Origin of the sequence: Aeribacillus composti, from assembly GCF_031760945.1 — a bacterium.
GTDB classification, from domain to species: Bacteria; Bacillota; Bacilli; order Bacillales; family Aeribacillaceae; genus Aeribacillus; species Aeribacillus composti.
In genome coordinates this window covers 3,468,613-3,482,135 of the sequence record NZ_CP134501.1, presented here as the reverse complement: position 1 = coordinate 3,482,135, position 13,523 = coordinate 3,468,613, and the positions used below count along the sequence as shown (strand labels likewise).

The following is a 13,523-nucleotide window of genomic DNA, read 5'->3' as shown; positions in this document are numbered from 1 at the left end:
TAATTTATAGTTGAAATCATATATGATTATATATATAATAAAAATAAATTAATGAGATTTGAAATATTCAGATAATAATCATTTTGTTCAGGAGGTTGCTTATATATGTCTTATAACGAAATAAAGCAAAGATTAAGAGGATCGATTGCTCCTGTTGTTACTCCATTTGATGCGGAAGGCAATATTGATTTTGAAACGATGAAAAATTTAATCAACTGGCAAATTGAAAGCGGCAGCCATGGGATTTCAGTGACAGGAACTTCTGGCGAACCCAGTTCATTAACAACGGAGGAACGCAAGCAGGTAATGGAGCTGGCGAAAAAAACAGTGAATGGCCGAGTCCCGTTTGTTCCGGCAACAGGATCGACTAATCATGATGAAACACTTGAACTAACGAAATTTGCACAAGAAATTGGCGCAGATGCTGCGATGGTCATTGTTCCGTATTATAATAGGCCGTCCCAGCATGCGTTGTATAAGCATTTTAAAGCAGTAGCTGATTCTGTAGATATTCCGATCATTATTTACAACATCCCAGGGAGAACAGCTGTAAATTTAGAGGTCAAAACAATGGCTCGTTTAGTGGAGGATTGCCCGAACATTATCGGTGCAAAAGAATCCAATAAAGATTTTGAGCATGTGAATCGGGTGCTGCTTCATTGCGGAAGAGATTTTTTACTATTTTCAGGAATCGAGCTTTTATGCTATCCAATGCTAGCAATCGGGGGAGCAGGTTCTATTAGTGCAACGGCTAATGTGGAACCGGCAAAAGTTGCGGAATTGCATGATGCTTGGTTTGAAGGCGATATAAAGAGAGCTCAGGACCTCCATTTCGAGTTAATGGAATTAAACGATATTTTATTTGCCGAGACAAATCCGGGACCTGTAAAGGCGGCGCTTGGAATGATGGGAAAAATCACGCCGAAATTAAGATTGCCTCTTGATTTGCCTGCGGAGGAGCTTCAAGAAAGAATTCGGCAAACGCTGCAAAAATATGGTCTTTTAGAGAAAGTAAAAAATTAAGGCAAGCTGAAAGGGCTGATGTATTGCGCCTGCTAAGGAGTGAATTGGATGGGCAATGCAGTAGTGAAAATTTTTGGAATGCCAAATATAACGGAAGCCGAAGTGGATCCAGAAAACAATTCAATGTTTTTAAATGGAACTCAATATCACGTCAATCAGCTTTCTTGGGAGCCTCCGGTTTCAGGTACGATTTACGGTGTCCTTTTGAATTATCAAGGCGCCTTTCATCGATATCGTGAGCAAATGACACATTCACCATATAACGAACCACCGAAAGCGCCAATTTTATATATAAAACCGATTAACACATTAAGTGGCTACAGGAGCCCCATACCATTGCCTGAGGATGCAGACGAATTAGAAGTAGGGGCAGCACTCGGCGTGGTCATTGGGCGTACTGCCACTAAAGTAAAGGAAGAAGAAGCCTTTCAATATGTTGCTGGATATACAGTTGTGAATGATGTAGCAATTCCGCACGAAAACATTTATCGTCCGGCGATTAGGGAGCGGGCAAGAGATGGATTTAATCCGGTTGGTCCGTGGATCATCAAAAAGGAATCGATAGTTGATCCAGATTCATTGGACATTCGCGTTTTTGTCAATGGAAAGCTTGCGCAAAAAAATAACACGAAAAATTTCATCCGGCCAGTTGCTCGGCTGCTGGCTGATATAACAGAATTTATGACGCTTTATCCAGGAGATGTGCTGCTGACAGGTGTTCCTGAGCAAGCGCCTTTAGTAAAGGCAGGAGACCATGTTCGCATAGAAATTGAAGGTGTAGGCAGTCTAGAAAATACAATTGTTCATGAAGCGGATTGTGTGAAGGGGGCTGTGCGATGAAACGAGCTAGAGTTGCTATGAACGGCACCATTTATGAAGCAATTGAAGATAACGGCTTCCTTCAACTGAATGATCATCGTAAAGTGACAGAAAAGGACGTAGTCTGGCTTCCGCCTGTAAGCCCGCGGACTGTTTTTGCATTAGGTTTGAATTATGCAGATCATGCTAAAGAGCTGTCATTTCATGCACCAACTGAACCGCTTGTGTTTCTAAAGGGACCGAATACGATTGTTGGGCATCGATCTGAAACGAAACGTCCTCCTGATGTAGATTTTATGCACTATGAATGTGAACTGGCAGTGGTAATCGGAAAAATGGCGCGTAATGTCAAGGCTAGTGAAGCGTATGAATATGTCTTAGGATATACGGTTGCAAATGACTACGCTGTCAGGGATTATTTAGAGAACTATTACCGGCCGAATTTGCGCGTGAAAAATCGTGATGCATTCACCCCGATAGGCCCTTGGCTTGTCGATAAAGAAGATATACCAGATCCGATGAACTTGGTCCTTCGGACTTACGTTAATGGAGCGTTAGTGCAGGAAGGAAATACAAAAGATATGATTTTTACAATCCCTATGTTAATCGAGTATTTAACTAGCTTTATGACCTTAAATTACGGGGACATAATTCTCACAGGAACACCTAAAGGAGCGGTCAATGTTAATGTTGGCGATGAAGTGATTACAGAAATAGAAGGGATTGGACGTTTAATTAATCGAATTATATGAAGCTGTCATTCAGAATCTTTTCTCCGTCACCAACACTTTAAAGGAGAGCTGACGTTTATGCCGCATTTTATTTTAGAATATACCGACAATATCAAAAAAGAGGCAAAAATTCCAGAGCTGCTGAAAAAAGTTAATGATGTGCTGATTTCCAAAAGCGATATATTTCCAATTGGAGGCGTGAGATCTAGAGCCATTGAATTGAAAGATTATTGTGTTGCTGACGGCTCTGAGGATGATGCCTTTGTCCACGGTACGCTAAAGATTGGCGCTGGGCGTACTGAAGAGGATAAAAAAGCAGTTTGTGATGAGATCTTTGCAGTGATGAAAGATCATTTTTCGATCCTTTTCAAAAGGAGATATCTTGCATTGTCTTTAGAACTATATGAATTTAGTGAATTTGGAACGTACAAATATAATAACATTCATCAGCGCTACAAAAATTAATTGCATACTTGGAGGAATCGAAATGACCACATATAAAGTTGGGAAAGTTCTTCATTATATCAATGGCAAGTTTGTAGAGGGAGTTGCAGGGAAAAGCTTTGAGAATATTAATCCCTTTAATAATGAAGTAATCAATGAGGTAGCGGAAGGATTTGCAGAAGATATTGACTTAGCAGTAAAAGCTGCCAAAAAAGCTTTTGATGACGGCCCTTGGGGAACAATGTCGGTAGATGAAAGAATGAAGTATATTTTACGAATTGCTGCATTAATTGAAGAAAATGCGGAAGAAATTGCTTATTTGGAATCTCTAGATACAGGATTGCCAATCAGTCAAACGAAAAAGCAAGCATCCCGTGCAGCTGAAAACTTTCGATTTTATGCACAAATGGTTAAAAGCCGCATGGTAGGAGAAGCGTATAAAGTAGACGGAGATTTTATTAATTATACTATTTACAAGCCAATTGGGGTGGCAGGTTTAATTACGCCATGGAACACTCCGTTCATGCTGGAAACATGGAAAGTGGCTCCGGCGTTGGCAACAGGTAATACGGTTGTCTTAAAACCTGCTGAATGGTCGCCGCTGACTGCTAACAAGCTGGCTGAAATTATTCATGAAGCGGGACTGCCAGAGGGAGTTTTTAATATCGTTCACGGCTTTGGGGAAACAGCTGGCGAGTCCCTCGTGAGACATTCTGATGTCCGGCTTATTTCCTTTACGGGCGAGACGACAACAGGTGCCGAAATAATAAAAAATAGCGCAGATACGTTGAAAAAAACCTCTATGGAGCTAGGAGGAAAATCTCCTGCAATTATCTTTGCCGATGCTGATTTGGAAAAAGCCCTGGATGCTGTCGTTTGGGGAGTATTTTCTCTTAACGGGGAGCGCTGTACAGCCAATTCGCGGTTGTTTTTGGAAAAATCGATTTATGATTCCTTTGTAGAACGGCTGAAAGAGCGTGTGCAAAATATCTCGGTAGGGGATCCATTGGATTCTTCGACAGAACTAGGGCCGCTAATTCACAAAAAACATTGGGAAACTGTTTTAAATTACATTGAAATAGCCAAAAAAGAAGGGGCAGAAGTGTTTTCAGGAAACGTTCCGCAATCATTGAAAAATGGCAACTTTGTTCCACCGACACTTCTTCTGAATTGCCATAACGGTATGAAAGTTGCTCAAGAGGAAATATTCGGACCTGTCATGGCAGTTATACCATTTGAGACTGAAGAAGAAGTCATAAAAATGGCTAATGATGTAAAATATGGGCTGGCTGCTTATGTATGGACGAACAATTTGAAGCTCGGACACCGAATTGTCCAATCGATTGAAAGCGGAATGGCTTGGGTAAACTCGCAAAACGTCAGGGATTTAAGAATCCCGTTTGGCGGAACGAAATATAGCGGTATTGGCCGAGAGGGCGGACATTATAGTTTTGATTTTTATACAGAGGTTCAAGTAATTCATGTGGCGATTGGAGATCATCACATTCCTCAGTTTGGTAAATCAAAAAAAGCCGAAACGATTTCGGCTCAGCAATAATAGAAAGCTAACTCGTTTTGCTTGTTAGTATATATTCTTTAATATATGATATAAGTATGGAACAGAAGGTAAAAAATAAAACACAAATTGCATATGATTATATTCTTTCACGAATTGAAAATGGTGCTTACGGGCCTGGATATCGAATAGTAATCGATCAAATTGCAAAAGAGCTGAATTTAAGCAGCATCCCTGTCAGAGAAGCGATCCGCCAATTGGAAGCAGAAGGCTTAATTCAATATAAGCCGTATAGCGGAGCAGTTGTAAGCAATATCAACGAAAAAGAGTATTTGCAAACCATTTCGGTTTTGGCGGTGCTAGAAGGCTACGCGACTGTTTTAAGTTCTAATATTATAAAGGAGGAGACGATCAAAAAATTAGAAGAATTAAACGAAAAGATGAAACAGTCGCTGCAAGATTTTGAATTAGAGCAATTCAGTGAATTAAATTATCAGTTCCACACCTTAATATATGAAAACTGCGGCAATAACTTTTTAGAGGAGCAGATTAAGCAAATTTGGCAGAGGATGAAGCGGATACGGACTTATGGTTTCACACTCGTTCCGAAGCGCTCTAAAGAGTCCATTAAAGAGCACGAAGAAATTATTCGATTGCTTCGAGAAAAGGCTCCGCCCAACCAAATTGAGGAATTTGTCCGCCAACACAAATTAAATACAGCAGAAGCATTCAGAAATCGGCAAAAATTTTCATAATAAAACAATTTCGAACAAATTCAACTGATCGTACTCAGTTGGATTTGTTCAAGGAAATTTTTTTGGCTAATATCATATATTATTTTATATATATTAATAGATAACAAGATCAAATTCTAAACCCTTGTTGTGAAGAAAATCAATAGATGAAGCTTCTTTCTCTACAAGTGGATTTTGAATGAGTAGAAAATGCTAGGAGGAAGAAAAGATAGAATTTTTTAAATATTTGAAACCATATTTTAAATCATATATAATATTATTGATGATTTGTTGGTCGAAGGAAAGGGGTGGTCCTCTGATTTCACTAATATGAAAGCGTTGTCACTAAGAAAGATAAAGCTTTTAAGGAATTTTGCCAAAAATAAAGGAGGGGGTTACGTTGAAAAAATTTGTTTCGTTGATCATTTTGATGTTATTTCTCTCTATGCTGGCAGCATGCGGAAATTCTGAAAGCGCCGGTGGAAAAAATAATGATTCCGGTGGTTCCGATGTCATTAAAATAGGTGCTATTTATTCAGCTTCGGGCGGCGGTGCTCCTCTAGGAAAATCACAGATGGAAACGGTAAAAATGCTGGTGGAGCTAGTAAATGAAAACGATGGAATAGATGGAAAGAAAATAGAGCTGATTGCCTATGATGATAAGTCCGATCAAAATGAAGCCGTGCTGTCTATGAAAAAATTAATTGAGCAGGATAAAGTATTGGCTGTTGTTGGGGGTACGCTAAGCGGAAATGCTTTAGCAATGGTGCCGCTTGCGGAAAAGTCAAAAACTCCATTCATTGCATCAGCTACAAGTAAACAAATTGTAAAACCTGATGATAATTCTTCACGGGACTGGATCTTCAAAACGACACAAAGTGATGATGTAGTAATTCCTAAAATTTTAGCCTATTTGAAAGAAAAAAATTTAACGAAAATTGCCTGGCTGAATGTTGCCAACCAATACGGCACAAGTGCTCATGAAGAATTTAATCGCCTGAAAGGTGAATACGGCATTGAAGCTGTTATTGAAGAGGAATTTGAAGCAACTGTTGATGATGCGAAAGCGATGCTGACTCGCGTAAAGAAATCAAATCCACAGGCAATTATCGTTTGGGGAACTGCTCAGGAGTCTTCAGTTATTACGAAAAATCTCCATCAATTAGGAATGAAACTTCCCATTATTGAAAGTCAGGGAATTGGTACTAAAGAGTTTATTGAGTTAACCGGAGAAGCAGCGGAAGGAGTTATTTTTCCTGCAGGGCGTTTAATTGTCGCTGAACAATTGCCGGATAATGATCCGCAAAAAGAAACACTTATTAAGTATAAAGAGGATTTTAAAGCAAAATTCAACTACGACGCAAATACGTTTGGAGGCCATACTTGGGACGCATTCTATTTATTAGTGAATGCAATTGAAAAAGCCGGAACTGACAAAGAAAAAATTAGAGAACAGCTCGAAAATACGAAAAATTTTGTTGGAATTTCCGGAATATTCAATTTTTCGAAAGATAATCATACTGGCCTTGATGAAAGCAGCTTAGTTATGGTTCAAATCAAAGACGGCAAATTTGTCATTGCAGAATAATGCTGTAAAGGGATCTTCAACGATTAAAAGTACGGGGAAGATCCCTAAAGACCAAAAATAGAAGGGAAGTGTGGGAATGGAACTGACCAGCCAATTTATCCAGTTAATTTTTTCTGGACTGACCATTGGAAGCATCTATGCACTGATTGCTATCGGATTTGTCATTATTTACAACATAACCGGCCTTTTAAATTTAGCACAAGGCGATTTTGCCATGCTGGGTGCACTTACTTGTATTTCGTTTGTCAATATGGGCTTTCCATTAATTATTGCAATAGCAGTAAGTGTTGTCATAGTCACGATTATCGGTGGTTTGTTCGAAAGGTTGGCAATTTATCCTGCAAGAAATTCATCAACCGCAACACTTCTTATTATTACGATAGGTGCAGCTTTTGTATTTCGGGGAATTAGCATTTTAATTTGGGGAACTCAGCCTTTGGCGCTGCGTCCTTTCTCTGGAAATCAGAATATCAATTTTTTGGATGCTACCATTCAGCCGCAAAGCTTATGGGCTATCGGCATTTCTTTATTAAGTTTAGCTGTCCTTTACTACTTTTTTAATAAAACCTACTTAGGAAAAGCGGTAACAGCTTGTGTTGTCAATCGTTTTGCAGCAAGGCTAATGGGAATCAGCCCACAAAAAATGTCGTTTTGGGCAGTATCCATTAGTGCTGGTCTTGGAGCGCTCGCAGGAATAGTGATTGCCCCCATTTCGGGTGCTTCGTATGATATGGGAATCATGATTGGCTTAAAAGCATTTATTGCTGCAGTAATTGGAGGGTTGTCAAATGCACCTGCTGCTATTGCCGGAGCATTTTTAATCGGAATATTAGAATCTTTTACGGAAGGATATTTATCTTCAGGATATAAAGATGCCATTAGCTTCACTCTTCTTTTAATCGTATTATTCTTCATGCCAAATGGATTGTTCTCGAAAGTATCAGGAAAACGTGTTTAGAGGAGAGGAAAAAATGGATAACAATTTAACGAAAATATACAACAGGAGTTTGAAAGGTCCTCTTATCTTTTTTGTCGTTATTATGCTTCTTCCTTTTATTTTTCAATCAAATAATTATATTTTAAGTACTTTCATTATGATCGGTTTTTACTCATTGGTCACTACTGGACTGACGCTATTAATCGGATATGCAGGGCAAATTTCCCTCGGGCATGCAGCTTTTTACGGTATTGGTGCCTATACCTCTGCATATTTTACGGCTACATTGCAGATGCCTTCCTGGATAGGAATTTTAGTTGGGGCGATTATTGCATCACTCGTTTCTTTAATCATTGGTATTCCAGTATTTAAACTAAAAGGGCATTATTTAGCCTTAGCCACTCTTGGATTTGGAGTGATCATATTTACATTTTTTAAAGAGTGGAAAACAATAACTGGAGGATTAAACGGGTTTTTTGGCATACCTCCTTTAAGCTTATTCGGCATTTCATTTTCAACAGATTTTCAATTTTACTTCTTAATTTGGATCTTTGTCTTTTTAGGAATTTTCTTTGCGCGCAATATTGTTCAATCAAGAGTCGGAAGAGCTTTAATGTCTATCCATGGCAGCGAAATTGCTTCGGAAGCAATTGGTATAAATATTAATAAATATAAATTGCAAATTTTTGTATTAAGCGCCGTTTATGCTTCAATTGCTGGAAGCTTATACGCACACTATGTCACCTTTATAAATCCTCAATTGTTTGAAATGATGACATCTATCTACTTTTTAATAATGGTTGTCATCGGTGGGATAGGGAATATTTGGGGCGGATTGATCGGAGCAGCGATATATGTATTTTTAGGAGAATTGTTGAAAGATATTGTACCGAAAATTATTCCAAATGCTAGCGGGGAATTCGAAATTGTATTTTTCGGCGTGCTGCTTGTAGTTATTTTAATATACATGCCAAATGGAATTTCAAAAGCGATCTTTCATTTTATCAAAAGAATCACTTCAAGCTTTAAAAATAAACCAGTTTCAGCATTTTCAAAGAAGTCAACGGGAAGTGATATTCATGACTGAGGAAACATTATTAAAAGTCGAAAATCTTTCAAAATCATTCGGCGGTGTAAATGCCGTTGAAAATGTTTCGTTTGAAGTGAAAAAAGGGGAAATTGTTGCTGTAATAGGTCCAAATGGCGCCGGCAAAACAACCCTTTTTAATTTAGTGACAGGTGTCATCCCTGCAACAAGCGGAAAAATAACCTTTAAAGGCGTTTCCATCATCGGGAAAAGACCTTATCAAATTGCAAGTCTTGGGATGACAAGAACATTTCAAAATTTGCAAGTATTTAATAATATGACCGTCATCGAAAATGTGATGACAGGAAGTCATATAAGATTAAAAACTGGAATTTTAAGCTCAGGCCTGCGATTGCCGAACGTTTATAAAGAAGAAAAAGAGGTAATGCAAAAAGCATTGCAATGCCTTGAACAGGTCGGTATTGCTGATTTAGCTTTTGAACGAGCTGAAACATTGCCTTATGGAAATCAAAGATTATTAGAGATTGCCAGGGCAGTAGCTGCAGAGCCTTCATTTATTTTACTGGATGAACCGATGGCCGGGCTGAATCCGCAGGAATCCCGCAATCTAGTGAATGTACTGAAAAATATGAGAAAACAAGGGATGACATTTTTATTTGTTGAACATGATATGGAAACGGTGATGTCGATTGCAGATAAAATTGTAGTTCTTGACTATGGGAAAAAAATTGCAGAAGGAACGCCTGAAGAAATTGCCAGCAATCCTAAAGTTATTGCAGCCTATTTGGGAGAGGAGGAAGCAATCTAATGTTAGTAGTAGACAACCTTCATACGTACCACGGATATTTGCACGTTTTGAAAGGGATTCACTTTGAAATAAAACAAGGCGAAATCTTTGCGATGGTAGGGTCAAATGGCGCCGGGAAAAGCACCCTTCTTGGAACAATAGCAGGCATTTATAAACCGAGATCAGGAACCATTGTATTTGAAAATGAAGAAATTTCTTATGGTAAAGTAGAAAAGATCGTTGAAAAAGGCATTTGTCTTGTCCCGGAAAGAAGACAAATTTTTGATGATCTTTCTGTTAAGGATAATTTGCTGTTAGGATCTTATCACCGATATAAAAATGACAAAAAAAGTGTTATGGAGGATTTCGAGCAAGTTCTAGACTTTTTCCCTAAATTAAAAACAATGTTGGATCGACCGGGCGGATTGTTGAGCGGCGGCGAGCAGCAAATGGTTGCCATAGGCCGCGGGCTGATGGCGAAGCCAAAACTAATGATGCTGGATGAACCGTCTTTAGGATTGGCTCCGCTTATTGTCAAAGACATTATGAATATTTTAAAGCAAATGAAAAAAACATTTGGAACGACCATTTTGTTAATTGAACAAAACGTCAAAGCAGCTTTGCAAATTGCAGATCACGCTTGTGTATTGGATCGCGGAGAAATTGTCATTCAAGGAAAAGCGAGCGATTTGCTGGAAGATGAAAAAATAAAAGATACGTATTTAGGTATAAGCAAAAAAGAAAGACTAAAGCTTTAGTATAAACAACAGGTCTGTACTAACCTAACTTGCCCAAAAGCCGGGAGTTTGGCGGCATAGTATTCCGAATATTCCAATAACCAAAGGAGGAAGGGAACGGATATGAGAACGATAGATTGGAAGGAAGTTGAGAAAAATATAGAAAACGGCCGATTTCCTCAATGGTTAGTTACAGATCCGGAAATATACGAACTAGAAAAAGAAAGAATTTTCGGCAGAACATGGCAGTTTCTGGCGCACGAATCGGAATTAAAAGAACCAGGAAGCTTTGTTACGAGGATGATGGTCGATGACCCGATTATTTTAGTGAAAAATAAAAATGGAGAAATCAACGCATTTTTGAACTCTTGTTCTCATAGGGGTGTTCGTTTGTGTACAGAAGATTATGGAAATAAAAAAGCATTTTCATGCCCTTATCATGGCTGGACTTATAATTTAAACGGTGAACTGATCGGGGTTGTTGCAGGGAATAAAGTATTTGGGGAATCGATGGATAAAAGCGAGTGGGGACTGCGCCCAGTTCCTCGTGTTGAAAGCTATCAAGGAATGATTTTTGGAAATCTTGATCCTGACGCTATGTCTTTAGAAGATTATTTAGGCGAAATGAAATGGTATTTTGATATAATGCTTGGCCGGAGCGACGGAGGGATGGAAGTGAGGGGAGTCCCTCAACGATGGGTGGCAAAAGCAAATTGGAAAATGACAAGTGAAAATTTCGCGGCAGATCCTTACCATGTTCAAACGACTCATAGATCCGCCGTGGAATTGAAGCTTACACCGAGCGATCCTTTGTATGCATCATATGGACATCAAGTTGTTTTGTCAAACGGACATGGAATTAATGTAATTACATCTGCTACTGGAAGATCGAATAACATATACCAAGGTATGCCTGAATCGATGTGGTCGATGTTTGAGAAAAATTTAAATAAAGAACAATTGGACATTTTTTCTAGAGTTCAAAATTTTGTTGGCGGAGTTTTTCCAAATCTATCATTCTTAAGCTCTTGCAGCGGAACAGAAGGAACAAAGTATAATCATCTTCAATTTAGAGTATGGCGGCCGTTAGGGCCCGATCAAGTTGAAATTTGGGTTTGGTATATGATTGATAAGGCGCTGCCGGAAGATTATAAGGAAAAATCGTACAAAGGCTTTATTGCAACGTTTGGCGCGGCAGGTACTCTTGAACAGGATGATACGGAAAATTGGGCTCGCATTGTTGAGGCCAGCCAAGGGTTAATGGCAAGAGATCGAAATCTCAGCTACAACAATATGCTCAACTACTTAATGGGATTAGATCACTTAGATCCGGATGAGAATTTTCCGGGACCGGGAAAAGCGTACCCAACTTGCTATACAGATCATATTGCAAGAAGTATGCATAAATACTGGCTGGAGCTGATTACGAAAGAGCCAGAGGTGAAATCTCATGAATAGTGATATTCAATATGAAATTTCTCAATTTTTATATTATGAGGCCTATTTGCTTGACCACCGAAAATATCGGGAATGGCTTGAATTGCTTGATGATGATATTCAATACACGATGCCCCTGCGGGTAACTGTTGATAACAAAATGGGAAGCAATTTGAATACTGAAATGACTTATTTTGCAGATTCGAAAAAGGACATAGAGATAAAGGTCGAAAGACTTTATACGAAATCAGCCTGGGTTGAAAACCCGCCTACAAGGCAGAGGCATTTTATAAGCAATGTGGTCGTTGAGCCTTGCTTTAGCTCTAATGATTATAAGGTTAGAAGTTATTTTCTATTTAAGCGCAGCCGAAGTTCAGAAGCAAAAACCGAGGAATTGTTCGGAGAAAGAGAAGATATTATTCGGAAAGTGAATGGAAAATGGAAAATAGCAAAACGAACTGTGTATCCAGATCAGTCCGTATTATCAGTCATGAATGTCAGTATGTTTTTATAAAAAACGTGTATGTGCCAATATATTTTTTTTGCCCATTTCTCGAATTATCAACATATTTAGGCTGTTTGCTGCTTGAAGAAGAAAATGATTGGAAAGGATTTATGAAGCTTCTATATTTTCTGTAAAGGCGGAAATAGCTTAAAGGAAATGATAGATTTGCTGATATTCCAATCGTTTAGTTTATGATTCGAAATGTTTAACGGCTTTTTTTGCTTTGATTACATTAGGCATAAATTTGCCAGCTTGCCATGTTTAGATGCATAAAACGCGAGAGAGTTATATTAGCTCCCTCGCGTCGGGCATTCATTCATGATGTACTAGACTCAAAAATGAATGATCGTGTGTTCGTCTTCATGAAAGCTCATTTTATCATTTGCCTTCCAGCTGTTGTTTTATAACTTCCAGCGTCCAATATTTCGGCGGTTTTTCTGCTTCTAATTTTGCCAAGCATTCCCGGTGGATTTCGGCAACTCGTTCTGGTGTGATGATGTCAGCAGGATCCACTTCTACAATTTTTACTGTACTTTTATCTTCGTAAAGATGCTCTCCCTTAAGTCTCCCCGTTTCATCATACGGCCATAAAAATACTTGACGGCTTGAGTAATGATAAATTTTGTCCGGATCATCTACTTCAAATCCTAAATCAAGCAATCCTTGGCCTTTAATTAATTGGTGGAAAGTCAGTTCATCTGCAATTCCCCAATCAGCCACAGCTAGCAAGTCATCAGAATGCCAAAGTACTGATTTTGATGCAATATGATAGAAGTTGAGGACTCCTTCTTTTCCTTCAATAACAGCAGGCTCGCTTCCCCAAGTAACACGATAAACGGGGTGATCGACCATCATATCGGAAGAAACAATTTCATTGAACATGCCAGCGCCTTCCAGATGAACGTGTCGGCGGAAGTTTTCAAGAATCGCAATATGCAGTGGATTGGTTGTTTTAGCCAGCAATTCTTCAACGGGTTTCATGCAATTATAAATTTGTTCTTCAAATTTATTCATATTATTCTCCCCCTCTTTTTTGTTAACGCTTACATTTTTAACAGAATCAATTCTGTTCATTACTGATATCTTATATAAAATTTCCTGAAAATTTATTAAATATTATGATAATTTTGATAAAAAATGCTAATAGTTTGTGGTGAGGGGGACGGAAATGGGGGAAGTTTTAGACTCCAACGAAATGATGAAATTTTTGCCTGAAT

At 38.6% G+C, this 13,523-nt stretch carries 14 protein-coding genes; 13 read left to right on the top strand and 1 reads right to left on the bottom strand.

The genetic code is table 11. The annotated features are described in order from the left end of the window. Positions 1-105 precede the first annotated feature (105 nt). The 13 genes from hpaI (at position 106) to RI196_RS16820 (ending at position 12,315) form a co-directional block, all read left to right on the top strand. Positions 106-1,023 carry a 2,4-dihydroxyhept-2-ene-1,7-dioic acid aldolase gene (hpaI, locus tag RI196_RS16880; protein ID WP_130156668.1) on the top strand — a complete coding sequence of 306 codons (918 nt, stop codon included), beginning with the start codon at positions 106-108 and terminating at the stop codon, positions 1,021-1,023. A 48-nt stretch (positions 1,024-1,071) separates the two neighbouring features. Next, complete coding sequence (locus tag RI196_RS16875; RefSeq protein WP_311066588.1) at positions 1,072-1,863, top strand: fumarylacetoacetate hydrolase family protein; 792 nt, start codon at positions 1,072-1,074, stop codon at positions 1,861-1,863. Beyond that, complete coding sequence (locus tag RI196_RS16870; protein ID WP_066252144.1) at positions 1,860-2,594, top strand: fumarylacetoacetate hydrolase family protein; 735 nt, start codon at positions 1,860-1,862, stop codon at positions 2,592-2,594. Before RI196_RS16875 ends, RI196_RS16870 begins: the two co-directional genes overlap by 4 nt. Before the next feature lie 57 nt (positions 2,595-2,651). Next, positions 2,652-3,038: a 5-carboxymethyl-2-hydroxymuconate Delta-isomerase gene (locus RI196_RS16865; RefSeq protein ID WP_063388848.1), complete on the top strand. Its 387-nt coding sequence runs from the start codon at positions 2,652-2,654 to the stop codon at positions 3,036-3,038. 22 nt (positions 3,039-3,060) lie between these two features. Next, positions 3,061-4,575 carry a 5-carboxymethyl-2-hydroxymuconate semialdehyde dehydrogenase gene (hpaE, locus tag RI196_RS16860; protein WP_311066587.1) on the top strand — a complete coding sequence of 505 codons (1,515 nt, stop codon included), beginning with the start codon at positions 3,061-3,063 and terminating at the stop codon, positions 4,573-4,575. A 56-nt stretch (positions 4,576-4,631) separates the two neighbouring features. Further along, positions 4,632-5,288, top strand: a complete 657-nt coding sequence (locus RI196_RS16855) for a GntR family transcriptional regulator (protein WP_063388846.1) — start codon at positions 4,632-4,634, stop codon at positions 5,286-5,288. A 379-nt stretch (positions 5,289-5,667) separates the two neighbouring features. Then, complete coding sequence (locus tag RI196_RS16850) at positions 5,668-6,855, top strand: ABC transporter substrate-binding protein (RefSeq protein ID WP_311066586.1); 1,188 nt, start codon at positions 5,668-5,670, stop codon at positions 6,853-6,855. Positions 6,856-6,931: 76 nt separating this feature from the next. Next, positions 6,932-7,813: a branched-chain amino acid ABC transporter permease gene (locus RI196_RS16845; RefSeq protein WP_063388844.1), complete on the top strand. Its 882-nt coding sequence runs from the start codon at positions 6,932-6,934 to the stop codon at positions 7,811-7,813. A 13-nt stretch (positions 7,814-7,826) separates the two neighbouring features. Continuing rightward, a complete protein-coding gene (locus RI196_RS16840) occupies positions 7,827-8,879 on the top strand; it encodes a branched-chain amino acid ABC transporter permease (protein WP_066252130.1) in 1,053 nt (350 codons plus the stop codon). After that, positions 8,872-9,648: an ABC transporter ATP-binding protein gene (locus RI196_RS16835; RefSeq protein WP_094244349.1), complete on the top strand. Its 777-nt coding sequence runs from the start codon at positions 8,872-8,874 to the stop codon at positions 9,646-9,648. Before RI196_RS16840 ends, RI196_RS16835 begins: the two co-directional genes overlap by 8 nt. Continuing rightward, positions 9,648-10,385, top strand: a complete 738-nt coding sequence (locus RI196_RS16830; RefSeq protein ID WP_066252126.1) for an ABC transporter ATP-binding protein — start codon at positions 9,648-9,650, stop codon at positions 10,383-10,385. Before RI196_RS16835 ends, RI196_RS16830 begins: the two co-directional genes overlap by 1 nt. 102 nt (positions 10,386-10,487) lie before the next feature. Beyond that, positions 10,488-11,822, top strand: coding sequence for an aromatic ring-hydroxylating oxygenase subunit alpha (locus RI196_RS16825; RefSeq protein WP_117017176.1), 1,335 nt, complete (start codon positions 10,488-10,490; stop codon positions 11,820-11,822). Then, positions 11,815-12,315 (top strand): 3-phenylpropionate/cinnamic acid dioxygenase subunit beta, encoded by a 501-nt coding sequence (locus RI196_RS16820; protein ID WP_144597431.1) that lies wholly within the window; start codon positions 11,815-11,817, stop codon positions 12,313-12,315. Before RI196_RS16825 ends, RI196_RS16820 begins: the two co-directional genes overlap by 8 nt. Before the next feature lie 369 nt (positions 12,316-12,684). Here RI196_RS16820 and RI196_RS16815 read toward each other — a convergent pair whose 3' ends face one another. Beyond that, positions 12,685-13,320 carry a hypothetical protein gene (locus tag RI196_RS16815; protein WP_094244352.1) on the bottom strand — a complete coding sequence of 212 codons (636 nt, stop codon included), beginning with the start codon at positions 13,318-13,320 and terminating at the stop codon, positions 12,685-12,687. Positions 13,321-13,523 lie beyond the last annotated feature (203 nt).

Coding starts and splice junctions, on each gene's coding strand:
- hpaI (WP_130156668.1), top strand. CDS start 106: ATGTCTTATAACGAAATAAAGCAAAGATTAAGAGGATCGATTGCTCCT.
- RI196_RS16875 (WP_311066588.1), top strand. CDS start 1,072: ATGGGCAATGCAGTAGTGAAAATTTTTGGAATGCCAAATATAACGGAA.
- RI196_RS16870 (WP_066252144.1), top strand. CDS start 1,860: ATGAAACGAGCTAGAGTTGCTATGAACGGCACCATTTATGAAGCAATT.
- RI196_RS16865 (WP_063388848.1), top strand. CDS start 2,652: ATGCCGCATTTTATTTTAGAATATACCGACAATATCAAAAAAGAGGCA.
- hpaE (WP_311066587.1), top strand. CDS start 3,061: ATGACCACATATAAAGTTGGGAAAGTTCTTCATTATATCAATGGCAAG.
- RI196_RS16855 (WP_063388846.1), top strand. CDS start 4,632: ATGGAACAGAAGGTAAAAAATAAAACACAAATTGCATATGATTATATT.
- RI196_RS16845 (WP_063388844.1), top strand. CDS start 6,932: ATGGAACTGACCAGCCAATTTATCCAGTTAATTTTTTCTGGACTGACC.
- RI196_RS16840 (WP_066252130.1), top strand. CDS start 7,827: ATGGATAACAATTTAACGAAAATATACAACAGGAGTTTGAAAGGTCCT.
- RI196_RS16835 (WP_094244349.1), top strand. CDS start 8,872: ATGACTGAGGAAACATTATTAAAAGTCGAAAATCTTTCAAAATCATTC.
- RI196_RS16830 (WP_066252126.1), top strand. CDS start 9,648: ATGTTAGTAGTAGACAACCTTCATACGTACCACGGATATTTGCACGTT.
- RI196_RS16825 (WP_117017176.1), top strand. CDS start 10,488: ATGAGAACGATAGATTGGAAGGAAGTTGAGAAAAATATAGAAAACGGC.
- RI196_RS16820 (WP_144597431.1), top strand. CDS start 11,815: ATGAATAGTGATATTCAATATGAAATTTCTCAATTTTTATATTATGAG.
- RI196_RS16815 (WP_094244352.1), bottom strand. CDS start 13,320: ATGAATAAATTTGAAGAACAAATTTATAATTGCATGAAACCCGTTGAA.